Source organism: Streptomyces racemochromogenes (genome assembly GCF_044129415.1).
Taxonomy (GTDB): Bacteria; Actinomycetota; Actinomycetes; order Streptomycetales; family Streptomycetaceae; genus Streptomyces; species Streptomyces racemochromogenes_A.
The window spans coordinates 52,300-76,865 of record NZ_JBBDHD010000022.1 but is presented as its reverse complement, the minus strand read 5'-3'; the positions used below and the strand labels follow the sequence as shown (position 1 = coordinate 76,865).

Below are 24,566 nucleotides of genomic sequence, written 5' to 3'. Positions count from 1 at the left end.
CGCCGGGTCCGCCACGGGGCACGCCCGGCGTGGCCGTCGGGTCTTGGGGGAGGGGTGGGGGGGGGGGGGGGGGGGGGGGGGGGGGGGGGGGCCGCGCCCCCCCCCCCCCCCCCCCCCCCCCCCACCGCCGAGATCGGCAACAATCGTCGTATGACCACCGCGACCAGCCTGAGCGACTTCCTCCGGACCCGCCGCGCCCGCCTGCACCCGCACGACGTGGCCCTACCGGATTTCGGCGGCACGCGCCGGGTCGCCGGCCTGCGCCGCGAGGAGATCGCCCAGCTCGCCGGAGTCAGCGTCGACTACTACACCCGGATGGAACAGGGCCGCGTGTCCAACCCCTCGGACACCGTCCTCAACTCCCTCGCCCGCGCACTGCGGTTGAACGACGACGAGAGCCGCCACCTGCACCAGCTGGCCCGACCGCGGCACACCGCCCGTCCGGCGCGCAGGCAGCAGGCCAGCCGACAGCGCGTGCGGCCGATGCTCCAACGGCTGCTGGACGAGCTGAAGGACGTGCCGGCCATGGTGATGGGCCGGCACATGGACATCCTGGCCTGGAACCGGGCAGCGGTCGCCCTCTTCGGCGACTACGCCGCCATGGACCCGGCCGAGCGCAACATCGCCCGGATCACCTTCCTGGACCCGGCCTCCCGAGAGCTGTACGCGGACTGGCCCTCCTGCGCCCGCGAGAACGTGGCCTACCTCCACCTGGAGGCTGGACGGGACCACCCCGGAGACCCGCGACTGGCACAGCTGATCGGCGAACTGTCGATGAAGAGCGCGGACTTCCGCCGCTGGTGGGCCGAGCACCCGGTCCAGGACAAGACCTCGGGCACCAAGAGGTTCCACCACCCGTCGGTCGGCGACCTGGAACTGACCTACGAGACCCTGCGCCCCGCAGACGACCCCGACCAGGCGCTGATCACCTACGCGGCCCAGCCGGACACCCCGTCCCACGACGCCCTGCGCATGCTGCTGGCATGGACCGCGCCCACAGCCACCGGCGCCCGCCGGCCGGCGGACTGACGGGCAGGCCCAGAAGGAACAGAGTGTGACAGCGGTGTACGGAACATGTCACAGGGCGCGCACCGCAGGGTCCCCTTGCTTCCCCCCGAGCCCCAACGGTGGGACGTTACGGGCTGCAGCGGCCCGCAGCGGGCCGTCGGGAGGGATCGGGTGGACACCTTGAGAAGGACTCCGGGGAGCGACGGGAACGGCGTACACAGGGCGAACAGTTCCACCCGCGCACCGCGGCGCCGCTGGGCGGCGGTGACCGCCACGGTGATGGCCATGGCCGCACCCCTGACCCTCGGTGCCGCGGGAAACGCGGGGGCGGCGGGGGACCACCCGATCGTTTTCGCCCGCTACACCGCCGCAGCGCCCACGGAAGACCTCTACACGATCTCCCCCAGCGGCGGCACGACCGTCAAACTCACCCACACCTCCACCGTCAGCGACGTGATGCCCAGCTGGTCCCCCGACGGCACACGCGTGGCCTTCGTCCGCTACGGAGCCGCCGGCGCCATCGACGGCATCTGGACGATGAGCACCACGGGCACCGGCCTGAAGGCCGTCCCCGGTACCAAGGGCGCCTCCGACCCGGCGTGGTCCCCGGACGGAAAGCGGCTCGCCTACGCCAAGCCGGTCGGCACCCAGCGCGAGATCTACGTGGCCGACGTCGACGGCACTCACGCCACCCGGCTCACCCACACCGCCGCCGACGACCTCCATCCGACGTGGTCCCCGGACGGCAAGTACCTGGCCTTCAACCGCGCGGACGCGGCGGGAGACAGCAGGCTGATGAAGATCCGGCTGTCCACCCTGGCCCAGACCGCGGTCACCGGCCCCGGCTCCCACGACGGGACGCCCGACTGGGCATCGCACGGCGGCCGGATCGCCTTCAGCCGCGTGGACGCCTCCGGCTTCGCCCACCTCTACGTCGTCCGCCCCGACGGCACCGGACTCCACCGCGTCACCTCGGCGCGTGCCAACGACAAGTACCCCTCCTGGTCCCCGGACGGCAGCACTTTGGTCTTCACCAGGGGCGGCACCGACGACGCGGACCCCGAACACCTCTACCTCGTACGGGCCGACGGCACCGCACTGACCCAGCTCACCAAGACCGGCTCCCATGACCTGGAAGCCGACTGGCGCCCCTGAACCCCCAGCTTCCGACCCGGTAGTCCCTCCACTGCCGGGTCGCACCCGCTTCTGATACGGGGAATTCGCTACGCGATTTCGGCGCCGAGGGCGGCGTCGACCGTCGGCGCGGCGCGGCGCCCTCTACCGTGCTGGTTGGCGCGGGCCGCGCCGACAGCGACGGGGTGAGGAGGCGTATGCCGGACCGCTCCCCGGACAGTGCGCCCGGCCAGGCTCCGGACAGTGCGCCCGACCACCCCCCGTCCGGAGGCCATCGCGCCGGGCTGTGGTCCCTGCTCGGTCTGTTCGCGGCCTGCGTGCCGTGCGCGCTGCTCGTCGTGGAGAAGCTCGGTTCCTCCTTGTCACCCGTGCCGCTCGTGCTCACCGTGCTGGCCGCACTGGCCGGGTACGTGCTGGCGGTGCGCGCCCTGGTGGGGGAGCGGTTCGGGCAGCACCCGCGCCGGTACCGAACGCTGGTGTGGATGGTCGCCGGTGTGCTCTTCGTCGGCAGCGTCGTGGTGCTCTTTGCCTTCCGCCCCCCGCCGCCCCCGCTCACCCGGATGAGCGGCGCCCGCGACGTGGCCGTGGTCGGCTTCGCGGCCGGGGGCGGCCGGCAGGACCAGCGGGTCCTGGACGACGTGGCCGAGACCTTCGCCCACGACATGGCGGCGCGCATCCCCACCGCGACCGCCGTCCGCAGTTACGCCGGCGAGGCACAGCTGCCCCTCACCCAGCTCGCCGACACCCACCGCGGCACACTGGAACGGAAGACCGCCAGGTTCGCCGACGAGACCAATGCCGAGGTCGTCGTGGGCGGTCTCGTCAGCGAGGACCGGTCGGGCCAGAGCACGCTGCGGCCCGCCGTCTACGTCCGGGCCGACCAGATCCCCGATTCGCCCGAGATCACCGGATGGGTCCTGGGCTCGCCCATCCTCGTCGCCCAGGGCTGGGAGTCGGCTCGCGCCCGCAGTCAGCTGACCGCGGAACTGAGCCGCCGGATCGGCGCCCTCGCCCGGTTCGTCGACGCGCTGGACACCTGGCGCAACGGCAGCCCCAGGGAGGCTGCCCGGACCCTTGCCGGCCTTCTCGACGCCGAGCGGCAGGACGACACCGGCAGCTTCGTGCCACCCGACCTGGTCCGCCTCTTCCACGGCCACGCCCTGGAGGCACAGGCGCTCGACGAGAGCGGTCCCGGCAAGGAGAAGCTGCTCGCGGCGGCCCGCGCCGACTACCTCGCCATCGGCCCGGACTCGCCGGCCGGCCGCCGCGCCGCCCTCAGCCTCCAGCTCAACACCTATCGACAGGCCCTCGGCTCCGCCTCCAGCTGCAAGCCGGGAACCGTCCGCGCCGCAGACCTCGCCCAAGCCTCCAAGGCCCTGCGCGACCTCGCAGCGGACCCGGGCGTCACCGAACTCGGACGGATCAAGGCCACCGTGAACCTCTCCCAGGTCGAGGAGTGCCGCATCAGGGCCCGCCTGGTCAAGGACGACGGCACGGTGGAACGCGCGGCAGCCACCGTACGCGCAGCCCAGGACCTCACCGGCTCCGCGGACCTGCGCGCCCTGGCGGAGTCCATCGCCGCCACCCACGCGGCCGACCGGGGTGACCTGGCGGGAGCCGTCGACCACATCCGGGACGCCATCGCACACGGCCGCGATCCGGTCCAACGCAGCGTCTGGCACGGCCTGCTGGCCTCCTGGAGCCTCAAGCGCTGCGACCTCGCGACCGGGCGCAGGGCATGGCAGGACGCCCTGACCCAGCTGGCCGCGGCGGAGCGCGCAGGCAGGGCGGACAGCGCGCGCCTCCGCCAGTACGAGCAGATCTCCTCCACAGAACTGCGGCGCGCCGAGGAGCGGTGCGGCAACAGCCGATGACACGAACGATCGAGAGGTGACGAGTGGCCACACGAAGCCGGGCACAGTGGCAACCACCCCTGCTGTGGATGCTCAGCCTGTTCCTCGGCGCAGGCTGCACGATGCCCGGTGAGCCGCCGACGGCTGCCCCCGCCGGCCGGGCCGCCACACGGTCGGCAACCCCTGGCAGCCCGGACGCCCTGGACATCCTGCTGGCCCAGCAGTTCGCGATGGGCGGGGAAGGCGCCGGCCCCGTCAGCTGCCGCGACGACCCGGACGAGCGTCCGCCGAGCCGTCCGGCCGCCGGCCCCCGGGTCTGGGTGACCTCGGGCGAGGACACGACGGGGGCGAGCGGCGCAGTGGGCATGGGCGAGGAGTCGCTCCTGTGCCTGCAGGGCTTCCCGCCCGGCCCGATCACCGTCACGGTCAAGGCCGGAGGGCGCACCTACACCACGGTCGCGAAACCCGTGGCCGAGCTGAGCGCCACGCCGTCGGCGACGGACGACCTGTTCAACGGCCGTCCGATGGAGGTCGAGGACGAGGGCGGCGGCCTGCTCCAGAGCGGCTTCTGGTCCTTCCTCCCGTCCGAGCCGGCCCTGACGGACGTCGCCCGGTCCAGACGGTTCACCGTGGCGGCGCGCTCAGGAGGCGTCCGGGCGGAGAGCGAGGTGCCGCTGCGCCTGCCTCGGGGAGCGGCGGCGACGGAGGGCTGGGAGCACAACCACAGGATCGCGGTCTACGGATACCCCGCTGGCGCCCGCGTTCCGATCGGTCTCTACCTCTCGAAGGGCCAGGAGGCCGATCGAACGATGGTGCTGCGGAGGGAAGTGGGCCGTGTGGTCATGCCCCGCCACCAGGTCGCCATCTTCACCGTCCCGCCGGACGTCTTCCGCGCCGTCAACGCGGAACCCGCGGGCGACGGGAACGGCGACGCCTGCCTCTCCGTCGCCGACCTCGCAACCTGTGTCACCTGAGGCCATTGATCCAGCGATCCGAAGACGGCGCCCGAGACCGGGACGAAGTCCCACGCCGTCGGCGGGGTGGGAGGCCCCACGTCCACGGTCCGCCAGTGGGCAGACCCACCGACATCCACCGGCTGCGCGAACGCGGCTGGACGATCAGCACGACCACGACCACGACCGCCAAGCGCCTGACCAGGCGGCGGTGGCGAGAACAGCCGGCTGGAGCATCGCCCAGGACCAACGGTGTGGTTCGGAGACCATCTTCAGGGCGCCAACCATTCGGTATAAGCCGAAGCAATGAGGCACCCTGGACCCATGAATCACTATGACGCACCGGCCCCCGGCCCGGCGGACTCTCCCGCTCCCGCCGCACGGCTGGCCGCCCTCGCCGCGGCCCTGGCCGACGAGACCCGGGCGGCCATCTGCCTGACGCTGCTGGAAGGGCGGGCCTGGACCGCCGGCGAGCTGGCCCGGATCACCGGGGTCGCCCCGTCCACCGTCAGCGGCCACCTGAACCGGCTCCTCGAAGCGGGGATCTGCGTGACGGAGCGCCAGGGGCGGCACAGCTACGTGCGCATCGCCGACGCCGACACCGCCCGCCTGGTGGACGCGCTGGCCTCCTACGCCGTCCCGGGCCGGGACGCGGCGCACACCGTCCCGGTGGTCGCCGCGCCCGACCCGCTGGCCCGGGCCCGCACCTGCTACGACCACTTCGCCGGCCGGCTCGGCATGGCGGTCACGGACGCGATGGAACGCCGGGGCCTGCTGCGCACCGAAGCGGTCTTCGCGCTGACCGGGGCGGGCCTGGACTGGTGCCGGGAGGCGGGCGTCGACGTGGCGGCCGCGGGCCGCAGGCCGCTGGTCAGCTCCTGCCTGGACTGGACCGAACGCCGCCGCCACCTCGGCGGCCTGGTCGGCGCCAGACTGTGCGCGCGGGCCCTGGGCGAGGGCTGGGTCGTCCGCCCCGAGGGCGGCGGCCGGGGGCTGCTGGTGACGTCGGCGGGGGAGGAGGCCCTCGGCCGGCTGCTGGGCCTCACCCCGGCGACGTGGAGGTAGGTCCACGGAAGCCGCCGAGAAAAATACTTCGGCGATCACCGAAGTATTGGGTGTAGGGTCGGGAGACATGAAGACCCAGCCGCCTGCCCGCTCGCGTGTCCTCCCGCCCCACCTCCCCACCCTCGGCGCCGTCTGCTTCACGGTGTTCGCCTGGGCGTCCGCCTTCGTCTCCATCCGCAGCGCGGGAGCCGCCTACTCGCCGGGGGCCCTCGCCCTCGGCAGGCTCCTCGCCGCCTCGCTGGTGCTCGTCGTGCTCCTCCTGCTGCGCCGCGAGGGCCTGCCCGCGCGCGGCGCCCGGCGCGGCATCCTCCTGTCCGGCCTCGTCTGGTTCGCCGGCTACACGGTCGCGCTGAACTGGGGCGAGCGCCTCGTCGACGCGGGCACCGCCTCCCTCCTCGTGAACACCGGGCCGATCCTGATGGCGCTCCTGGCCGCGCGCCTGCTCGGCGAGGCCCTGCCGCCCCGGCTCGTGGCCGGCATGGCGGTCTCCTTCGTCGGCGCGGTGGTCGTCGGCCTGTCGATGTCGTCCGGCGGCGACGGCACGACCTCGGTGCTCGGGGTGGTGCTGTGCCTGCTCGCGGCGGTGGCGTACGCCACGGGCGTCGTCGCGCAGAAGCCCGCCCTCTCGTACGGGACGCCGCTGCAGATCACCACGTACAGCTGCCTCACCGGAACCGTGGCCTGCCTGCCGTTCGCCGGACAACTGGCGGCCGAGGTCCCGCGGGCCCCGCTCTCCGCGACCTTGAACATGCTCTACCTGGGCGTGGTCCCGACCGCCCTCGCCTTCACCACCTGGACGTTCGCCCTCGCGCGGATGCCGGCCGGGAAGCTCGGCGCGACGACCTACGCGGTGCCGGCCATCGTCGTCCTGCTGAGCTGGATCCTCCTCGGCGAGGTGCCGGCCTGGCTCACCCTCCTCGGCGGCCTGCTGTGCCTGGCCGGAGTGGCCGTCTCCCGGTACCGGCCGCGGGCCGAGGCCGCACCGGCGGACCAGGACCCGCGCCCCGACGGGCATGCCCACCCCCGCGGCGTATACGGCGTCGGGCGGTGCACCGACCGGCACTTCAGCGTTGAGTGAGCTTGGGCTGTGGCCCGGCGGGCTGTCCGTCTTCGACGTGACTGCCGAGGCGGTCCGTTCGTGCGGGATCTCGCGGCAGAGGCCTGGCCGATCTGCCGGCCGGCGGCCCGCCCCCGTGGAGATCTGCGAAGCCGTACACGCTCGCGGTCAGTGACGACCGTTCGCACCACGTTCGAACCCGCGTATACCGGGTAGAACGGCCTGTCCGGCCCGCGTCGCCCCGCCGCGACCCTGCGGCGGGCGGGCGCCCGGGTATCCGACGAGGCGGTGACACCGATGTCCCAGTGCAAGATCCCCGACTACCGCACCGGCCACCGCGGCCGGCACTGGACCCACGCCCTGCGCAGCGCCCAGAAGGCCGGGGCGGTGGTCGTGACGGACGAGACCGGCGAAGCGGTCCGCTACAGCGGCGAACGCAGTGGCCCCGGCCGCTTCCGCCCCTGGCTGACGGCCGCGGGCGACCGCTACGACAGCCACGAGGTCCACCCCGAGTGGTGACGCACAGCACGCGCGGCAGCCGCTTGACCGGCGGAGGGGGTCGGGGGCATGGGCCGGGAGGGGTGGGGAAGGCGCGAGTCGAGTGGCGGGCCGATGGGCGGGTGCGCACGGCCTGGCCGGCCTGTGGGAGGAGAGGGCCATGGATGACCTCGTGCGGCGGCACTGCGAATGCGGGGTCGGCGGTGGCGCGGCCCAGGCCCGCCGGGAAATCGCATCCCTCGTCGAGGAGGCGGCCCTGCGCGGCCCTCCTGTACCACCCCCGGTCCGCGAGCCGCGTTGCTGGTGGCCAGCGAGCTGGTGACCAACGCCATACGCCATGCCCCCGGCCCGTGCGTGTTCGATGTGGGCTGGTCGCGCGCCGGCCTCGACATCGAGGTCACCGATTCCAGCCCGGTTCCGCCGCGGGCCCGCCCCGGGGATGCCACGGGGGCGTCGGGCGGGTACGGGTGGCCGCTGGTGGAGTCCTTGTCGTCGCAGCTGGAGGTCCGTCCCACCGAGGCGGGCGGCAAGACGATCCATGCCCGCATTCCGGGCACGATGTGAGCGCCGCGCCGCCCTCCTCAGCTGGCGCCGTCGCCGGACGTGAACAGGTGCCGGGTCCGGGTGAGGTCGAGGACGTGCCCGGCCTGGGCGGGGACGCCGGCCAGTTCCAGACTCTGGCCTGCGGTGCGGGCGCGGTGGTTGAGCGCCAGGAGCAGGTTGAGACCGCTCGGGTCGATGAAGGTCAGGCCGGACAGGTCGACGATGAGGCAGTGGCCGGCCCCGATCAACGCGTGGGCCGCTTCGGCCAGGTGGGGGCAGGTGTCGATGTCGAGTTCGCCTGCCACGCTGATGATGGTCCGCTTCGGATGGGCGCGCACGTGCACGTCGAGGGTGGGTCGCACGGTGTCTGCCGCCGTTCTCGGAGCCCCTCACGGTCGGCTCCCCAGGGACGGGGCGGAGTAGGCCGTCAAGCGCGCGGCACCGGGCCGCGCAAAGCCGAGCGAGACCACCCGTACCGTCCGTCAGCCACCACAGGTGGCCGGTTGGTGGCGCGGGGTCTCCCACCAGACCAGGCTGGTATGAAGAGTCTTCCCTCACCAGCGAGCCCCAAGCGCCACACCGCCCGGCAGCCCTCTCACCCCCTGCGTGCACCGATCCCCGCCCCGTCGCGGGGGCGTCCTCTCCCCGTCGCAGGGGCCGCGTCACTCCAACGGCCGTGCCCCGGGTGCCCGGGCCTGGGCCGGAGGCAATCCTGGGGAGGTTGCCTGTCCTCTGGAAGGGGTACCGCCGTGATACCGAGGAACGAGCGCATCAGGCCCAGCTCCAGGAACAGATCCCGCTACGGGTACACCCATGTGCACGTCACCGTGACGCAGAGCCCGTCGGCCACTCGGATCGCGGGCGAGCACCCGGGCCTGGGCGACGTCGACGGGGGCGGGGGAGACGTCTCGTTCGCGTTCAGTGTCCCCCGTGCCCCGGAAGCGGCGCCCGTGGTGGGGCCGGACACACGGGGCGCGGACCTGGTGCTGGAGCATGCCCGTCTGGTCGACGAGCTGCTGGGCTGCGCCGTCGACGCGCCGCGCGCGACCGTCGCCCACCTCCTGACGAGCAGGGACTTCCGTACGGCCAGGCTGGGCCGGGCCATACAGGCCATACGGGACGAACTGCTTCGGGCCGGGCGGAGCACCGACGGCTCCCTCCACTCCACCTCCACCTCCTCCTCCCGTTCCGGTACCACCGTGCTCGACCCGGTGACCCACGACCCTGCCTGGTGACCCCCCGCAGCTTGCCGAACCGGGGGTGCAGGAAGGATTCGCCATGTGCGCCACCGACGCCGTTCCGGTGAAGAAGGTCCTGGTCAGCGACCTCGACGGCACGCTGTTGGGAGGCGACGAGGACAGCCGCCGCCGACTGCGCCGAGCGTTGGACCGGCATCGCGACATCACCGTGGTCTACGCGACGGGCCGCTCCCTCGCCTCGGTCCGGTCCCTGCTCGCCGAGGACCTCCTCGTCCCCTGGCCGCAGTGGATCATCGCGGACGTCGGGGCGAGTGTCATCGACACCGCGGACATGTCGCATTGCGAGCCGCTCGAAACCGCGCTGCGTACCGGATGGCCGGGGGAGCGCCGAGTCCGGCAGGCACTGGGCCGGTTTCCGCAGCTCGTCTACCAGGACGCCGTCACGCAGGAAGGCCGCTGCTCCTACTACCTCGCGGGCGGCGAGCCGTCGGACGAGATCACGGCGGCCGTCGAGGCGCTGGGATGCTCCTGGACGCACTCCGCGGACCTGTACTTCGACGTGCTTCCGCCGCGTGCGGGCAAGGGCCCGGCCCTGCGGGAACTCATGCGCCACCTCCACTGGCCGCGGGAGGACCTGCTCGTCGCCGGGGACTCGCTCAACGACCTGTCGCTCTTCCGGCTCGGCGTGCACGGAGTGGTCGTCGGCAACGCCGAACCGGCCCTGGCCGCGCAGGTGGCCGGCGACCCGCGTGTCCACCGCCCGGCACTGGAGGGCGCCGGGGCCGTGCTGGACGCGCTGGAACGGCTCGGCTGGGTGCGCGCGCCCAGACGCGTGGTGATCGGGTACCACCGCCCGCCGTGGCAGCGGTGCGAAGGCCGCTGGCGGCCGCCGGCGAGCCCCAACGGGATCCTGCCGACCCTCGTGTCCGTGCTGGGGGCCGACACCGGTGAGCTGGACGCCGTATGGGCCGCCGCCACGACCGAGGACGCGGCCACCGCCGCCACGATTCCGCCGGGACTGCCCCTGAGGCTGCTTCCGCTGCCGGCAGGCCAGTGGGCCGGGTACTTCCACCGCGCCTGCAAGGAGACCCTGTGGCCCGCCCTGACCTCCCAGGCGCACCTCATCCGCCACGACCCGGCCGCCTGGGCGGACTACGAAGCCGTCAACGCCGCCTTCGCACGGCATGTCAGTGCCCACGCCGAGTACGGCGGGACCGTCTGGCTGCACGACTACAACCTGTGGCTGGTCCCCGCGCTGCTCAGACAGCACCGACCCGATCTGGCGGTCGGCCTGTTCCACCACACTCCGTTCCCCGACCCGCAGACCTTCCGGCGCCTCCCCGAGGCCGAGCGACTGTGCGCCTCCCTCGCGCAGCTCGACTGGGCCGGGTTCCACACCGCCGGGTTCGCCGAGAACTTCCGCAGCCTGCTGGCCGGCGCCGCCCGCATACCCCGCACCGGCGTGCACCCCCTGGGCATCGACCGCAGGGCCGTCGCCTCCCTCGCCCGGGCCCGGGCCCGGGCCGCTGCCGCGACCGGGACGGACGGCGGGGAGGACCGGGTGATCCTCTCCGTGGAGCGGCTCGACTACGCCAAAGCCCCCGTCCACAAGATCCACGCCCTGGGACACGTCCTGAACGCCCATCCGGCGTTGCGCGGACGAACACGCTTCCGCCTCGTGTGCCCGCCGCCGGAGAAGGGGATACACGCCTACGACACCACCCGCGCCGAACTCGAAGCGGCCATCGCCGAACTGAACGGGCACTGGCGCAGCGAGGACGGCTGGGAGCCGGTCGAGTACATCACCACGGCGCTGCCCTTCGAGGAGGTCGTCGACCACTACCTGGCGGCCGACGTCTTCTGGGTGACGTCCCTGGCCGACGGCATGAACCTCACCGCTCAGGAGTACGTCACCGCCCAGGCGGCGACCGGCGGGTCGGGCGTGCTGGTCCTCTCGTGCCATGCCGGTGCCGCCGATTACGTCAAGGGCCATGCCCTCCTCACCGACCCGCACTCCCCGCACGACCTCGCGGAGAAACTGCGCGCCGCGCTGGCGATGACCCCCGCGCAGGGCCGGGCGCACACGGCCCGTCTCGCCCGTCTCCTGGAGGCACCGGCTCCCGCCGAATGGGCCCGCGGCATCGTTGCGGCCATCGGCGAGGGGGGCGGCTGCCGGTCCGCGCCGGCCGGGTCGTGAGGCGCACGCCCGGGGCGGGTGCCGCCGCCGCGGGCGCGGACCGAAAAGCCGGGGTGCCCCCGGCGGGGTCTGTGAGGGTGGCTCCGCCGTCGCTAGGGTGGGTGCGTGACTGACGACTGCGCGGAATGCGGGTTCGCCTACGACCTGGAACTGGCTCCTTCGGTCGCCTCGCTCGCCGGTGAATACGCCGCACGGTACGCCGACTTGCTGTTGCGCACCGAGCGGTCTGCGCTCGCCCGGCGCGCCGAGGCCGGGGTCTGGTCGCCGCTGGAATACGCCTGCCACGTGCGGGACGTCCTGCTCGTCCAGCGCGAGCGGGTGCTCTCGGCCCGGCGTACCGATACCCCCGTCGCCACCCCCATGGGCCGCGACGAGCGGGTCGAACACGAGGGGTACGCCCTCCAGGACCCGTCCGACGTCGCCCGGCAACTGACCGACGCGGCCTCGCTGTTCGGGAACGTCCTGCACCGCCTGCCGGCCGTGGACTGGGAGCGCACCCTCGTGTACAGCTACCCCGAACCGGCCGAGCGGTCCCTGCGGTGGGTCGCCGTCCACACCCTCCACGAGCTGCGCCACCACCTGCTCGACGCCCGCCGTCGGCTGCCGCGCCCGGCGGGCGCCGAGAACTGACGGCCGCGGACGGGTTTGGGCCCGGCGATCGCGAGCACATGCGCGGTCACGACCAGTCCACCACTGACGAGGAGGTCCCCGATGTCGGGTACGGAGAAGGGCAAGGCCGCCGCCGAGCAGGCCAAGGGCAAGGCCAAGGAGGCGCTCGGACGCACGGTGGGCAACGAGCGGATGGCCGCCGAGGGCCGCGCCGAGCAGGCCAAGGGCGACGCCCGCCACGCCAAGGAAGACGTCAAGGACGCCTTCCGCCACTAGACCGCGCGGCGGAACGCCGCGCAGCAGCAGCTGGGCCCCGGCCGTATCCCCCTCGGCCGGGGCCCAGCCCTGCCACCGGCCCGGCCCGGCACGTGAGCCGGGCCGGGCCGGGCCGCGCCTGGCTGCCCGTCAGGCGTCGCGGCCGGCCAGGGCGCTGGGCCACCAGGCGCGTGGGCCGATGTCGACGACCAGGGCCGGTACCAGCAGCGAGCGGACGACGAGGGTGTCGAGCAGCACCCCGAAGGCGACGATGAACGCGATCTGGACGAGGAAGGCCAGCGGGATCACCATCAGGGCGGCGAACGTCGCCGCGAGGACCACGCCCGCCGAGGTGATCACCCCGCCGGTCGTCACCAGGCCCCGGAGGACGCCCTCACGGGTGCCGTGGCGCAGGGCTTCCTCGCGCACCCGGGACATCAGGAAGATGTTGTAGTCGACGCCGAGGGCGACGAGGAACACGAACCCGTACAGCGGGACGGAGGCGTCCGTACCGCTGAAGCCCAGTACGTGCCGGAAGAGCAGCGCGGAAACGCCGAGCGTCGCGAGGAAGTTCAGACCGACGGTGGCCACCAGCAGGACCGGCACGAGCACCGAGCGCAGGAGTCCGGCCAGGATGAGCAGGATGATGCCGAGGACGACGGGCACGATCACCGTCCGGTCGCGCGCCGCGGTGACCTGGGTGTCGTACTGCTGGGCGGTGTAGCCGCCGACCAGCGCGTCGGCGCCCGGCAGTGCGTGGAGGCGCTCGCGCAGCCGCTGGACCGTCTCCTTGGCGGCGTCGCTGTCGGTCGGCGCGTCGAGCGTGGCGTCCAGCCGTATCCGGCCGTCCACCACCAGCGGCTCCGTGCCGGGGCGGCCGCCCGCGGTGACGGGGCGCACCCCGGCCACGCCCGCGGTGCCCCGGGCCGTCTCCTGGACGGCGGCCGCCTGCCCGGCGTCGGCGATGATCACGGCAGGGGTGCCGGACCCGGCGGGGAAGTGCCGGGCCAGGGTCTGCTGGGCGCCGACCGAGGGGGCGTCGTTGACGAAGATCTCGTCCAGCGGCACCCCGCGGGACGACAGGCCCGGCGAGAAGGCGGCCAGCACCAGGAGCAGCAGGGCGGTGGAGAGCCACACCCGCCGTGGCGCGCGGCCGATCACGGCGGCGACGCGCGGCCACACGCCGCGGCCCTTCTCCCCGGCGTCGGCGTCGGCGCCGGTGCCGGCCGGTCCGGGAGCCGCCGGCCAGTAGGCGGACCGGCCCAGCAGGGCCAGCGCAGCGGGCAGGAACGTCAGCGTGGTCAGCACGGCGCAGAGGATGCCGACCGCGCCGACCGGCCCGAGGGCCCGGTTGTTCGTCAGGTCGCCGGCGAGCAGCGCCAGCAGGCCCAGCGCCACGGTGGCGGCGCTGGCGACGATGGCGCCCGCGGAGCGGCGGACCGCGGCGAGCACCGCTTCGAGCCGGTCTCCGCGCGCGGCGAGTTCCTCCCGGAAGCGGGCGGCGAGCAGCAGGGCGTAGTCGGTGGCCGCGCCGATCACCAGGATGGACAGGATGCCCTGGACCTGCCCGTCGACGCGGACCAGGTCCTGATCGGCCAGGGCGTAGACCGTCGCGCAGGCGAGCCCGAGGGCGAAGACCGCGCTGATGATGATCACGAGGGGCAGCAGCACGCTCCGGTACACCAGGAGCAGGATCAGCAGCACCGCCCCCAGCGCCACGCCCAGCAGGATCCCGTCGATGCCGGAGAACGCCGAGAAGAGGTCCTCCTGGGTCGCCGCGGGGCCGGCGATCCGCACGGCGGTGCCGGGCACCTGCCCGGCGGCCCGGCGCACCTCGTCCAGGACCCGGGGAAGCTCCTTGCCCAGGTCCGGGGCGAGCGGCACGACGGCCTCGATCGCCTCGCCGTCTTCGGAGAGGAGGGCCGGGGACGGGGCGGAGCCGATGCCCGGCCGCCCGGTGAGAGCGGAGAGGGCGGCGGAGGCGGCCTGCTGCTGGGCCGTCGACACCCGCCCCGAGTCGGCCGTCCACACCACGACGGCCGGCAGGGAAGCCGAGGGCTCGAACGCTTTTCGGGCCTCCAGCACCCGGGTCGACTCGGCGCCGCGCGGCAGGAACGCCGCCTGGTCGTTCGTGGCGACCTCGCCCAGCCTCCCCGCGAACGGCCCCAGCGTCCCGCCGATGCCCAGCCAGACCAGGACCAGCACCAGGGGCACGGCCCAGCGCGCCCAGGGCGGTGTTCTTGTCACGACCATACCTCGCTCATCTCAAGCATCGAGAATCTCAATCATCGAGAGATCTTATGCTGAGATCATGCCCGACGCCGAAAGCCCGACGCCCCCTCTTCCGTCCGACGACCCGATCGGGTTGCAGTCCTTCGCCGTCCTCCTGCGGCGGATGAACGCCGAGTTCAACCGGATCGCCCAGGAGTTCGCCCAGTCCCAGGGGCTCCACCTCACCGACGTGCAGGCCCTGATCGCCGTCCTCGACGCGGACGTACACGGGGAGGGGGCCATGACGCCCGGCCGGCTGCGCCGGCAGATGAACCTCACGTCCGGCGCCATGACCGCCTGCCTGGACCGGCTGGAGAAGGCCGGCCACATCCACCGCGTCCGCTCCGCCGAAGACCGGCGCGTGGTCCACGTCCACTACGCCGAGGCGGGCCGGCGGGTGGCGCGCGCGTACTTCCGCTCCCTCGCCCACAGCACGGACACGGCCCGCGCCCGCTTCTCGCCCGACGAGCTCCACGTGGTGGTGCGGTTCCTCGCCGAGATGAACCACCAGCTCACCCTGAGCCAGGCCTGAGCGGCGCCCTCGCGGTTGTTCGCGCGAGGAGGATTGAATGCAGAAACGCTGCGAGTTTCCCCGAGGCCTTCCGGACGCGATGCTGGCCTCCTCGGGAACGAACCGCACACTCCGGGAGCACCTCATGCGCCTGAAGGACGAACTGCCCGTCGATCACCCCCTCAACCGCGTCTACCGCTTCGGCGCGGGCATCTGCGGCCTGCTCCTCCTCGTGTTCGGCTGCCTCGGCTTCGCCGGCAGCCTCTCCGCGTTCAGCACCGACGGGCAGCGGATCGCCGGCCTGTCCACCAACGGACTGCTGAGCACGGTCTCGGTGGTCTTCGGACTGCTCCTCATCGTCGCCGCGGTCATCGGGGGGAACCTCGCCTCGACGGTCAACATCGTCGTCGGGGTGCTCTTCGTGGCCAGCGGGTTCGTCCACCTGTTCCTCATCGGCCGGCGCGGCAACGTCCTCGACTTCGGCATGTCGAACGTGATCTTCAGCTTCCTGATGGGGCTGTTGGTGATGACCTTCGGGATGTACGGCCGGGTCAGCGGCGGACTGCCCCACGACAACCCGTACTGGCGTCGCCGGCACCCCGAACGGGCCGGCCGCGAAGCGGCGGTCGTCCGCGCCGGAATCGGCGCGGCGGCCCGGGAGCCGGCCCGCGCCGTGGAACGCTGACCCGCCCGCCGTCACCAGGCCCGCCCAGCCGTCACCAGGACCGCATGCCCGTCACCCGGCCGGGGTGCCCGTCACCCGGCCGGGTCACCGCATGCGAACGGGCCGGCAGGGCATGTGCGCGGCGTGATGACGAATCTCAAGGCGATGACGTTCGCGCTGCCCGGCGCCCTGGCGGTGGCCGGTACCGCGGCGGCGGTGACCCTGTCCGCGTGGTGGTGGGCCCTGGCCGTGCCGATGGTCCTCCTGCTGGCCGTGGCCGTGCGCGACGCCACGCAGCGCCGCCACTCCGTGCTGCGCAACTACCCGCTGCTCGGGCACTTCCGGTTCGCGCTGGAGACCGTGCGGCCGGAGATCCAGCAGTACTTCGTCGAGCGGAACTTCGACGGCCGCCCCTTCGACCGCGACACCCGCACGATCGTCTACGAACGCGCCAAGGGCACCGACGCCGAGGAGCCGTTCGGCACCGAGCGGGACCTCTACGAGCCGGGCAGGGTCTACCTCACCCCCTCGATGGCACCCCGGCCCGTCCCCGAGGAGCCGCCACGGGTCAGGATCGGCGGCCCGCACTGCACCCGCCCCTACGAGATGGCCCTGCTCAACGTCTCCGCGATGAGCTTCGGCTCGCTGTCGGCGCAGGCCGTCACGGCCCTGAACACCGGGGCGCGCCGGGGCGGGTTCGCCCATGACACCGGCGAGGGCGGACTGTCGGAACACCACCTGCGCCCCGGCGGCGACCTGGTGTGGGAGATAGGCACCGGGTACTTCGGCTGCCGCACCGCTGACGGCCGCTTCGACGAACGGCAGTTCGCGGAGAAGGCCGGCCACGACCAGGTGAAGTGCCTGTCGCTGAAGCTGAGCCAGGGCGCCAAGCCGGGCATCGGCGGGGTGCTGCCCGGGGCGAAGGTCAACGCCGAGATCGCGGCGGTCCGCGGGGTGCCGGAGGGGGTGACCGTCGTCTCACCTCCCTACCACACCGCGTTCTCCACCCCGCGGGGCCTGGTCCGCTTCCTGGCGCGGATGCGGGAGCTGGCGGACGGCAAACCGGTCGGCTTCAAGCTGTGCGTGGGCTCGCGCCGCGAGTTCCTCGCGGTGTGCAAGGCCATGCTGGACGAGGGCACCACACCCGACTTCGTCGTCGTCGACGGGGCCGAGGGCGGGACGGGCGCCGCACCCCTGGAGTTCGCCGACCGGGTCGGGCTGCCGCTCACCGACGGCCTGATCACCGTGCACAACGCCCTCGTCGGGACGGGCCTGCGCGACCGGATCAGGATCGGCGCCAGCGGCAAGGTCGCCACCGGGGCCGATCTGGTCGAACGCCTCGCGCAGGGTGCCGACTACGCCAACGCCGCCCGGTCGATGATGTTCGCCCTGGGGTGCATCCAGGCCCAGCGGTGCCACACCAACACCTGCCCCGTCGGAGTGGCCACCCAGGACCCCCGCCGGGCGGCCGCCCTCGACGTGGCGGACAAGGCGGCCCGGGTCCACCGCTACCAGGAGGCCACCGTCAAGAGCGCCCTGCAGATCATGGCGGCGATGGGCGTCGACGAACCCGGGCAGCTGCACCCCGGGCTGCTGCTGCACCGCGTCGACACGCACACCGTGCGCTCCGGTGCGGAGCTCCACGAGTGGCTCGCACCGGGCGAGCTGCTCGCCGGGGCGCCCCGCTCCTGGGCCGGGGACTGGGCCGCCGCCGACCCCGACCGCTTCACCGGCCGGCCGGCGGCGACATGCTGAACCAGCGCACCAACGCGCCTGGAGGCCCCGCCGACAGTAGCGTCACCCCCATGCGCACATGGACGGGCAAACCGTATCCCCTGGGAGCGACGTACGGCGGCTCCGGAACCAACTTCGCACTGTTCTCCGAGGCCGCGGACGCCGTCGACCTGGTGCTGCTCGACGACGCGGGACGCGAGACCCGGGTCCGGATGACCGAGATCGACCGGTCGGCCTGGCACATCCACCTCCCGGACGTGGGGCCGGGCCAGCGGTACGGCTACCGCGTCAGCGGCCCCTTCGACCCGGCCGCCGGTCACCGCTGCAATCCGGCCAAGCTGCTCCTCGACCCGTACGCCACGGCCATCGACGGGCAGCTCGACCACCACGAGTCGCTCTTCGGGCACCGCTTCGCCGACGGCTCGGAGCCCAACACCCTCGACAGCGCGGGCCACACCATGCTGTCGGTGGTCACCGACCGCCGCTTCGACTGGGGCGACGACAAGCCGCCGGGCTACGCGTACGGCGAGAGCGTCATCTACGAGGGCCACGTCCGCGGCCTCACCCGCACCCACCCCGGCCTGCCGGAGGAGCTGCGCGGCACCTACGCGGGCATCGCCCACCCGGCCTTCCTCGAACACCTGACCGGTATCGGGGTGACCGCCCTGGAACTGATGCCCGTCCACCAGTTCGTACAGGACGGCCATCTGGCCGAAAAGGGCCTCTCGAACTACTGGGGCTACAACACCATCGGCTTCTTCGCCCCGCACAACGCCTACGCGGCGACCGGAGGCCGCGGGGCGCAGGTCACCGAGTTCAAGGAGATGGTCAAGGCGCTGCACGCGGCGGGCATCGAGCTCATCCTCGACGTCGTCTACAACCACACCGCCGAGGGGAACGACAAGGGCCCGGTCCTGGCGTTCAAGGGCATCGACAACGCCGCCTACTACCGGCTCGCCGACGAGGACCGCTCGCGGTACTACGACACCACCGGCACCGGCAACAGCCTGCTGATGCGCCACCCCAACGTGCTCCAGCTGATCATGGACTCCCTGCGCTACTGGGTGCAGGAGATGCACGTCGACGGCTTCCGCTTCGACCTGGCCGCCACCCTGGCCCGTCAGTTCCACGAGGTCGACCGGCTGTCCGCCTTCTTCGACGTCATCCAGCAGGACCCGGTCATCAGCCGGGTCAAGCTCATCGCCGAACCCTGGGACCTGGGGGAGGGCGGCTACCAGGTCGGCAACTTCCCTCCCCTGTGGTCGGAGTGGAACGGGCGCTACCGCGATGCCGTCCGGGACTACTGGCGCGGCGCGGAGGGCACGCTCGGCGAGTTCGCCTCCCGCATCACCGGCTCCGCCGACCTGTACGAGAACGACCGGCGCCGCCCCCTCGCCAGCGTCAACTTCGTCACCGCCCACGACGGGTTCACCCTGCGCGACCTGGTCTCCTACGACGGCAAGCACAACGAGGCGAACGGCGAGGACTGCCGGGACGGGGAGGACCACAACCGCTCCTGGAACTGCGGGGCGGAGGGCGAGACGGACGACCCGGCCGTCCTGGCGCTGCGGGCGCGCCAGCAGCGCAACCTGATGACCACGCTGATCCTCTCCCAGGGCATCCCCATGATCAGCCATGGGGACGAGCTGGGCCGCACCCAGGGCGGCAACAACAACGCGTACTGCCAGGACAACCCGACCACCTGGATCGACTGGGACCTCGACGAGGAGGCCCGCGCCCTCCTGGACTTCACCTCCGGCCTCATCCGGCTCCGCCGCGACCACCCCGTCCTGCGGCGCCGGCGCTTCTTCTCGGGGCGTCCGATGGGCCACGCCGACCGGACGCCGGCGGACGTCGAATGGCTGCGCCCCGATGCCGCGCCGATGCGGGAGGAGGACTGGAGCCGGCCGCAGGCCGGCGCGCTGACCATGTTCCTCAACGGACAGGCCATCACGGAGCCGGACCCCTACGGCAACCGGGTCACCGACGACTCCTTCCTGCTGATGTTCAACAACTCGGCCAGGGCCGTCGACTTCCGCCTCCCCGACGACCGCTTCGCCACCCGCTGGACCCTCCTGGTGGACACCGCCACCCCCGACACCCCGGACGAACGCGAGCTCAAACCGGGCGCCAGCCTCCGCCTGTGCCCGCACAGCACGATGGTCCTGTGCAGCGCGGAGTCCACCCACACGTGAGGGTGTGCGGCTCAGGACCCGGCGGCCTCGCCGGAGACCAGGCGCGTGCTCTCGATCTCCGCCCACACCACCTTCCCCTGCGCCTGCGCCTCGTAGCCCCAGCGGTCGCTCAGGCGGTCGACGAGGTAGAGCCCGTGACCGCCCGGCACGCCGCGCCGGGGGGAGGGGGCGCGGCGCGGGGGCACCGGGGAGCCGTCGACCACCTCGATGCGCAAGGACTCCCCGAGGGTGAGGACGAGCTGGAGGCAGCCGCCGGCATGCAGGTTCGCGTTGGTCAGGAGCTCCGAGACGACGAGCAGGGCGTCCTGCGAGCTCTCGGTCCCGTCCCAGCCGCGGTCGCGCAGCGCCCGCCGGGTGAAGTCGCGGCCCTTCGCGACCTGGCCGCGGGCGCCGTCCAGCGCCAGGAGTCGGCGCTGGCGCGTCGCCGGCGGCTGCTGTCGCGGTGGATGGCCGACCGGCGGTCCGCTGCTCTTCACTGTGCTCCACCCCCACCATTGCGTGGCTGTCTTCTCGTGGCGACCGCATGCGCCCCGGAGTGCACCCGGTGCTTCCGGGCCGTCAGTGCGTGCCCCGAGCCCGACGGGACCATCCGGCGGTCCCCGCCGCGGTGCGCCTTCGAGCGTCGGGACAGTGTAATGGGCCCGGTCCTCCGGCGTCGTTCCCGGGCGGCCCGGCGGGACGGAGGCGCAGTGGCAGGGCTGTCGGTGCCACCGGATCCCTACGTCAGCAGCCCGGCCCGCAGTCGGCCCAGGATGCGGGAGAGCAGCCGGGAGACCTGCATCTGCGAGATGCCGAGTTCGGCTCCTATCTCCGCCTGCGTCTTCTCCTGACCGAACCTCATGTGCAGGATCAGCCGGTCGCGCTCGCTGAGCTCCCGCAGCAGCGGAGCGAGGGTGTGGAACTCCTCGAACAGTTCCATGGCCGGGTCCGTGTCGCCGAACCTGTCCGCGAGCGCCCGGGTGGGGCGGCGCGCCCCCGCGGACTCGTCCTCCTCGCAGGCGAGGTCCAGGGAGCCGCTGGTGTAGCCGTTGGCGGCGACCAGGCCCTCTATCACCTCCTCCTCCGACAGCCCGAGGTGCCGGGCGACCTCCTTGACCGTCGGGGCGCGGTTCAGCTCGTCGGTGAGGGCCTCCTGGGCCCGGGCGAGCTCGGTACGCAGTTCCTGGAGCCGGCGCGGTACGTGGACGGCCCAGGTGGTGTCGCGGAAGTGCCGCTTGATCTCACCGGTGATGTACGGGAGCGCGAGCGTGCTGAACTCCACGCCCCGCTCGGGGTCGTAGCGGTCGATGGCCTTGATCAGGCCGACGGTGCCGACCTGGACGATGTCGTCCATGTCCACCCCGCCGCCGGCCGCCCGGGAGCGGAAGCGGCGGGCGGCGTACTGCACGAGGGAGAGGTTCATCTCGATGAGGGTGTTGCGGACGTACTGGTACGCGCGCGTCCCCTCCTCCAGGGTGCGCAGCCTCGCGAGGAACACCCGCGACAACTCCCGGGCGTCCGCGGGGGACAGCTCGCGCGCCTGCTCCACGCGGGGGAGGACTCCCTGCGACGGTGCTGCCTCTCCGGCCGGGGCATCGGCCGGGATCGGGTGGTCCGTCGCACGATCGGGGCTGAGGACTGCGGCCGAACGGGGCGTCATGGCCGTTCCCTCCTTCTGGTTGTGGGCTGCCGAGCGCGCTCATGCCCAGGGATCCTGCCCGCACACATACGAGGTCCGGCCGTTTCCCGGCGCACGTTCGGTGCACCTGGCGTCGTCCCCCCGGTGGACGACCGTGCATACTCCCTTCCGGGACGCGTACGGTGACCCGATCGGGGAGGCACACATGAGCGGAGCAGAGGACGTGCCGTGCGACGGAGTGGTCGAGGACGGTTACGCGGCGGGGCCCGGCTGGGTCGTCGTCGCCAGCGGGGAACTGGACCAGGACACCCTGCCTTCGCTCCAGGAGGCCCTGGCCGCCGCCGCGGACCGGCACCCGGTGGTGGTCCTCGACGCGAGCGCCGTCACCTTCGGCGATTCCTCCTTCCTCAACCTGCTGCTGCGGGTGCGCCGCACGACCGCCCTGCGGATCGCGGCGCCGGGCGAGCAGCTGCGCCGTCTGTTCGCGCTGACGGGAGCCGACACGGTGCTCTCGCTGTACCCCGACGTCCCTGCCGCGCTCGCCTCGTGACGGCCACCGGATGCCGCGGCGGGGAACCGGCACTCCCCCCGCCGGGGACGACGACGGCGAGGTGGGCGACGGCCGGGCGGACCGGCGGGGCAGACGTCACCGGGGCGCAGCCGCGCACGGGCGGCCGGCGGACGCCCCCGGCCCGCCGCGAGCAGGGGACGGCCGCACGATGACCCCCTTCGGCACCTCCCGGCCGGCGGAGGAGCGGGCGCACGACGCAGCGGCCGGTGAAGGGCCCCTGCCCTCGGTGCCCCCGCAGGCGCCCACACCGCTGGGACGTCTGGTCGCCACGGTCGAACGCCTGCGACGGGAGGTACGGGAGGCCCACGCGGCCGCCGACGGCCGGGCCCTGGTCGAGCTGGCCAAGGGAATCCTGATGGGGCGGCTGGACTGCACCCCGGCCGCCGCGGCCCGCCAGCTCGACGAACTGTGCCGCGAGGCCCGGCTCTCCCCGCTGGAGCTGGCCGCCGACATCGTCAACCAGGCGGCCCGGGACCAGGTCAGCGCGGTCGCGGCCGAGTTCGTCGAACGGACCGCGAATCCCTCCCCGCAGGCCGCCTCCGTGGGCGTACGCCTGCGCACCGCCGAGAGCGGGGTCCTCGCCGCCGCCGACGACGCCCAGGCCGTGGCCGATTCGCTCCTGGTCAACGCCCTGACGCCGCTGGGGGCCGTCGCCGTGGCCGTGTGGGCGGCGGCGCCCGACGGTTCGCTGGCCCTGGCCGGCCACGCCGGATTCGCCTCCGGGGAAGCCCCGCGCTGGCGCCACGTACCCCCCGGCGTCGCGACCGTCGCACGTGCCGCCCTGCGCGAGCGCGCCCCGGTGACCCTCGCCGATCCGGGGCGTGACGGGCTTCCCTCGATCGGACACCTGCAATGGCCCGACGGCGGACGCGTGGCCGTACCGGCCGGCACGGGCGGACGGCTGCACGGGGTCCTGGAGGTGTGCTGGCCGCATCCGCTGCCGCCGCTCCAGCCGCAGGTCCTGCGCCAGATCGAGGCGCTGGCCGAGCTGTGCGCCCACACCCTGGACACGGTGCCCCTTCCCCCCGCCGCGGCTCCCGAGGCACTGCGCCCCGACGTCTCGGAGCTGATCGACCTCGCCGAGGGACTGCACGACCCCACCATCGTCCTGACCCCGGTGCTCGATCCCGACGGCCGGCTGGCCGACTTCCGCATCCGCCATGTGAACAGCCGGTTCGCCGACCCCGCGGGCCGGCCCCGGGGCGACGTCAACGGCGCACTGCTGCTGGAGGCCTACCCGATGGCCGGGGGCGGCAGCGGCCTCTTCGACACCATCGAGCGGGTGCACGCCACCGGTGAACCGTTCCGCGCCGAACGCATGGGCCTGACCGCGCTCGTCGGTCAGATCCCGCTGACCTCCGTCGCGGACATCAGCGTCAGCCGGCACGGCGGCGCCGTCCTGCTGATCTGGCGCATCGAGGACGAGACCGCCCGGCTCGCCAACCTCCTCCAGCACGCCCAGCGGCTCGGCCGCATCGGCGGCTTCGAGGAGAACCTCGCCACCGGCGCGATCACCTGGAACTCCGAGCTCTACGCCCTGCACGGACTGCCGGCCGGCGCGCCGCCCGTACCGCTGCGCGACCTGCCCTCCTCCGCCCACCCGGACGACTCCGCGGCCCTCGGGCGTTTCCTGCGCACCGTACTGCGCTACCGGCGGCCCGCCTCCGTCAACCTGCGGCTGCGGCGCTCCGACGGCATCCTGCGCCACATCCGGGTCGTCGCCGAGCCCGTCCTCGACGCCTCCCAGCGGCTGCACGCCGTGCGCGGCGCCTACCAGGACATCTCCGCCCAGCACTGGACCGAGGTCGCCCTCGCCGCGGCCCAGGACCAGCTCGCGCTCACCGAAGCCGAATCGGCGGAACGCAACCGGCTCGCCCTCCAGCTCCAGCACGCGATCATGCCCCAGCACCACCACGTCGAGGCTCCCGGGCTGCGGGTGGCGGTCCGCTACCGTCCCGCGGAGACCGAGTCCCTGGTCGGGGGCGACTGGTACGACGCGCTGGTCCTGCCCTCCGGCCTGATCATGCTCTCCGTGGGCGACGTGGCCGGCCACGGCATCGAGGCGGCGACGGGCATGGTCGTACTGCGCAACGCCCTGCGCGGCCTCGCCGTCACGGGCGCCGGCCCGGCCCAGCTGATGTCCTGGCTCAACACGGTCACCCACCACCTGGCCCAGCAGGTCACCGCCACCGCCGTCTGCGGCCTCTTCGACCCCCGCACCCGCGTCATGCGCTGGGCGCGTGCCGGACACCTGCCGCCCGTGCACGTCAGGAAGGGCGAGGCCCAGGCCTTCCCCCTGATCGACGGCCTCCTCCTCGGCGCGCTGCCCGACGTCACCTACGCCGAGCAGGAGGTCCGCCTCGAACCGGGGGACACCCTCCTGATGTACACCGACGGGCTGGTCGAGCGGCGGGACGTCTCCGTCCAGGACTCCCTCGCCCAGCTGCTGGACGCCGTGGCCACCGGACCCGACGACCTGGAAGGCCGGCTCGACGGCCTCCTCACCGACAGCTGGTCGGACACCGACGACGACACCTGCGTCATCGGCGTCCAGGTCGACTGACCGGCGGTCCGGGAAGGCGGTGCCGTCGGCACACGGATGGTGCCGGGCCCCCGGGGCAAGAGAGCTCC

The 24,566-nt window shown here is 73.3% G+C and carries 22 protein-coding genes; 18 read left to right on the top strand and 4 right to left on the bottom strand.

Features of this window, described 5'->3' with window-relative positions:
* Positions 1–150 precede the first annotated feature (150 nt).
* The 8 genes from WDV06_RS11760 (at position 151) to WDV06_RS11725 (ending at position 8,132) form a co-directional block, all read left to right on the top strand.
* Positions 151–1,029 carry a helix-turn-helix transcriptional regulator gene (locus WDV06_RS11760; protein WP_395509617.1) on the top strand — a complete coding sequence of 293 codons (879 nt, stop codon included), beginning with the start codon at positions 151–153 and terminating at the stop codon, positions 1,027–1,029.
* Positions 1,030–1,293: 264 nt separating this feature from the next.
* A complete protein-coding gene (locus WDV06_RS11755) occupies positions 1,294–2,163 on the top strand; it encodes a hypothetical protein (RefSeq protein WP_395509616.1) in 870 nt (289 codons plus the stop codon).
* A 176-nt stretch (positions 2,164–2,339) separates the two neighbouring features.
* Positions 2,340–4,016, top strand: a complete 1,677-nt coding sequence (locus tag WDV06_RS11750; RefSeq protein WP_395509615.1) for a hypothetical protein — start codon at positions 2,340–2,342, stop codon at positions 4,014–4,016.
* A 23-nt stretch (positions 4,017–4,039) separates the two neighbouring features.
* Positions 4,040–4,969 carry a hypothetical protein gene (locus WDV06_RS11745; protein ID WP_395509614.1) on the top strand — a complete coding sequence of 310 codons (930 nt, stop codon included), beginning with the start codon at positions 4,040–4,042 and terminating at the stop codon, positions 4,967–4,969.
* 303 nt (positions 4,970–5,272) lie between these two features.
* Complete coding sequence (locus tag WDV06_RS11740) at positions 5,273–6,013, top strand: ArsR/SmtB family transcription factor (RefSeq protein WP_395509613.1); 741 nt, start codon at positions 5,273–5,275, stop codon at positions 6,011–6,013.
* A gap of 67 nt (positions 6,014–6,080) precedes the next feature.
* Positions 6,081–7,091, top strand: a complete 1,011-nt coding sequence (locus tag WDV06_RS11735) for a DMT family transporter (protein ID WP_395509612.1) — start codon at positions 6,081–6,083, stop codon at positions 7,089–7,091.
* A 276-nt stretch (positions 7,092–7,367) separates the two neighbouring features.
* A complete protein-coding gene (locus tag WDV06_RS11730; protein WP_395509611.1) occupies positions 7,368–7,589 on the top strand; it encodes a hypothetical protein in 222 nt (73 codons plus the stop codon).
* 282 nt (positions 7,590–7,871) lie between these two features.
* Complete coding sequence (locus WDV06_RS11725) at positions 7,872–8,132, top strand: ATP-binding protein (RefSeq protein WP_395509610.1); 261 nt, start codon at positions 7,872–7,874, stop codon at positions 8,130–8,132.
* A 17-nt stretch (positions 8,133–8,149) separates the two neighbouring features.
* On the opposite strand, the gene WDV06_RS11720 is transcribed toward WDV06_RS11725, so the two are convergent.
* Entirely contained in the window at positions 8,150–8,473 is a 324-nt protein-coding gene (locus tag WDV06_RS11720) for an STAS domain-containing protein (RefSeq protein WP_395509609.1), read from the bottom strand.
* Positions 8,474–8,938: 465 nt separating this feature from the next.
* Between WDV06_RS11720 and WDV06_RS11715 the strand changes: the two genes are divergently transcribed.
* The 4 genes from WDV06_RS11715 to WDV06_RS11700 all read left to right on the top strand — a co-directional run bounded on the left by WDV06_RS11715 (position 8,939) and on the right by WDV06_RS11700 (position 12,392).
* On the top strand, positions 8,939–9,346 hold the full coding sequence (locus tag WDV06_RS11715; RefSeq protein ID WP_395509608.1) for a hypothetical protein: 408 nt from the start codon (positions 8,939–8,941) through the stop codon (positions 9,344–9,346).
* A 43-nt stretch (positions 9,347–9,389) separates the two neighbouring features.
* Positions 9,390–11,507, top strand: a complete 2,118-nt coding sequence (locus WDV06_RS11710; RefSeq protein ID WP_395509607.1) for a trehalose-6-phosphate synthase — start codon at positions 9,390–9,392, stop codon at positions 11,505–11,507.
* 105 nt (positions 11,508–11,612) lie between these two features.
* Positions 11,613–12,137: a DinB family protein gene (locus tag WDV06_RS11705; protein WP_395509606.1), complete on the top strand. Its 525-nt coding sequence runs from the start codon at positions 11,613–11,615 to the stop codon at positions 12,135–12,137.
* 81 nt (positions 12,138–12,218) lie between these two features.
* Positions 12,219–12,392, top strand: a complete 174-nt coding sequence (locus WDV06_RS11700; RefSeq protein WP_395509605.1) for a CsbD family protein — start codon at positions 12,219–12,221, stop codon at positions 12,390–12,392.
* 129 nt (positions 12,393–12,521) lie between these two features.
* Here WDV06_RS11700 and WDV06_RS11695 read toward each other — a convergent pair whose 3' ends face one another.
* Positions 12,522–14,618 (bottom strand): MMPL family transporter, encoded by a 2,097-nt coding sequence (locus tag WDV06_RS11695; RefSeq protein ID WP_395509604.1) that lies wholly within the window; start codon positions 14,616–14,618, stop codon positions 12,522–12,524.
* Positions 14,619–14,682: 64 nt separating this feature from the next.
* Here WDV06_RS11695 and WDV06_RS11690 point away from each other — a divergent pair, with 64 nt between their 5' ends.
* From WDV06_RS11690 to glgX, 4 genes are all read left to right on the top strand, one after another.
* The gene (locus WDV06_RS11690) at positions 14,683–15,174 is read left to right on the top strand and encodes a MarR family winged helix-turn-helix transcriptional regulator (protein ID WP_395509603.1); all 492 of its coding nucleotides are present in this window, start codon (positions 14,683–14,685) and stop codon (positions 15,172–15,174) included.
* Between the two features lie 124 nt (positions 15,175–15,298).
* On the top strand, positions 15,299–15,838 hold the full coding sequence (locus tag WDV06_RS11685; protein ID WP_395509602.1) for a DUF4383 domain-containing protein: 540 nt from the start codon (positions 15,299–15,301) through the stop codon (positions 15,836–15,838).
* A 144-nt stretch (positions 15,839–15,982) separates the two neighbouring features.
* Positions 15,983–17,572 carry an FMN-binding glutamate synthase family protein gene (locus WDV06_RS11680; RefSeq protein ID WP_395509632.1) on the top strand — a complete coding sequence of 530 codons (1,590 nt, stop codon included), beginning with the start codon at positions 15,983–15,985 and terminating at the stop codon, positions 17,570–17,572.
* Positions 17,573–17,622: 50 nt separating this feature from the next.
* A complete protein-coding gene (glgX, locus tag WDV06_RS11675; protein WP_395509601.1) occupies positions 17,623–19,746 on the top strand; it encodes a glycogen debranching protein GlgX in 2,124 nt (707 codons plus the stop codon).
* Between the two features lie 11 nt (positions 19,747–19,757).
* Here glgX and WDV06_RS11670 read toward each other — a convergent pair whose 3' ends face one another.
* A complete protein-coding gene (locus tag WDV06_RS11670) occupies positions 19,758–20,222 on the bottom strand; it encodes an ATP-binding protein (RefSeq protein ID WP_395509600.1) in 465 nt (154 codons plus the stop codon).
* Between the two features lie 242 nt (positions 20,223–20,464).
* Positions 20,465–21,385, bottom strand: a complete 921-nt coding sequence (locus WDV06_RS11665; RefSeq protein WP_395509599.1) for a SigB/SigF/SigG family RNA polymerase sigma factor — start codon at positions 21,383–21,385, stop codon at positions 20,465–20,467.
* Positions 21,386–21,569: 184 nt separating this feature from the next.
* On the opposite strand from WDV06_RS11665, the gene WDV06_RS11660 reads away from it, so the two are divergent.
* Together WDV06_RS11660 and WDV06_RS11655 are read left to right on the top strand one after the other, a co-directional pair.
* A complete protein-coding gene (locus WDV06_RS11660) occupies positions 21,570–21,914 on the top strand; it encodes an STAS domain-containing protein (RefSeq protein ID WP_395509598.1) in 345 nt (114 codons plus the stop codon).
* Between the two features lie 169 nt (positions 21,915–22,083).
* Positions 22,084–24,498, top strand: a complete 2,415-nt coding sequence (locus tag WDV06_RS11655) for a SpoIIE family protein phosphatase (RefSeq protein WP_395509597.1) — start codon at positions 22,084–22,086, stop codon at positions 24,496–24,498.
* The last annotated feature ends 68 nt before the right edge of the window (positions 24,499–24,566 follow it).

Excerpts from the sequence above, each read along its gene's own strand:
- WDV06_RS11760 (WP_395509617.1), top strand. The coding sequence starts at position 151 with ATGACCACCGCGACCAGCCTGAGCGACTTCCTCCGGACCCGCCGCGCC.
- WDV06_RS11755 (WP_395509616.1), top strand. The coding sequence starts at position 1,294 with ATGGCCGCACCCCTGACCCTCGGTGCCGCGGGAAACGCGGGGGCGGCG.
- WDV06_RS11750 (WP_395509615.1), top strand. The coding sequence starts at position 2,340 with ATGCCGGACCGCTCCCCGGACAGTGCGCCCGGCCAGGCTCCGGACAGT.
- WDV06_RS11740 (WP_395509613.1), top strand. The coding sequence starts at position 5,273 with ATGAATCACTATGACGCACCGGCCCCCGGCCCGGCGGACTCTCCCGCT.
- WDV06_RS11735 (WP_395509612.1), top strand. The coding sequence starts at position 6,081 with ATGAAGACCCAGCCGCCTGCCCGCTCGCGTGTCCTCCCGCCCCACCTC.
- WDV06_RS11730 (WP_395509611.1), top strand. The coding sequence starts at position 7,368 with ATGTCCCAGTGCAAGATCCCCGACTACCGCACCGGCCACCGCGGCCGG.
- WDV06_RS11710 (WP_395509607.1), top strand. The coding sequence starts at position 9,390 with ATGTGCGCCACCGACGCCGTTCCGGTGAAGAAGGTCCTGGTCAGCGAC.
- WDV06_RS11700 (WP_395509605.1), top strand. The coding sequence starts at position 12,219 with ATGTCGGGTACGGAGAAGGGCAAGGCCGCCGCCGAGCAGGCCAAGGGC.
- WDV06_RS11690 (WP_395509603.1), top strand. The coding sequence starts at position 14,683 with ATGCCCGACGCCGAAAGCCCGACGCCCCCTCTTCCGTCCGACGACCCG.
- WDV06_RS11685 (WP_395509602.1), top strand. The coding sequence starts at position 15,299 with ATGCGCCTGAAGGACGAACTGCCCGTCGATCACCCCCTCAACCGCGTC.
- WDV06_RS11680 (WP_395509632.1), top strand. The coding sequence starts at position 15,983 with ATGACGTTCGCGCTGCCCGGCGCCCTGGCGGTGGCCGGTACCGCGGCG.
- glgX (WP_395509601.1), top strand. The coding sequence starts at position 17,623 with ATGCGCACATGGACGGGCAAACCGTATCCCCTGGGAGCGACGTACGGC.
- WDV06_RS11665 (WP_395509599.1), bottom strand. The coding sequence starts at position 21,385 with ATGACGCCCCGTTCGGCCGCAGTCCTCAGCCCCGATCGTGCGACGGAC.
- WDV06_RS11660 (WP_395509598.1), top strand. The coding sequence starts at position 21,570 with ATGAGCGGAGCAGAGGACGTGCCGTGCGACGGAGTGGTCGAGGACGGT.
- WDV06_RS11655 (WP_395509597.1), top strand. The coding sequence starts at position 22,084 with ATGACCCCCTTCGGCACCTCCCGGCCGGCGGAGGAGCGGGCGCACGAC.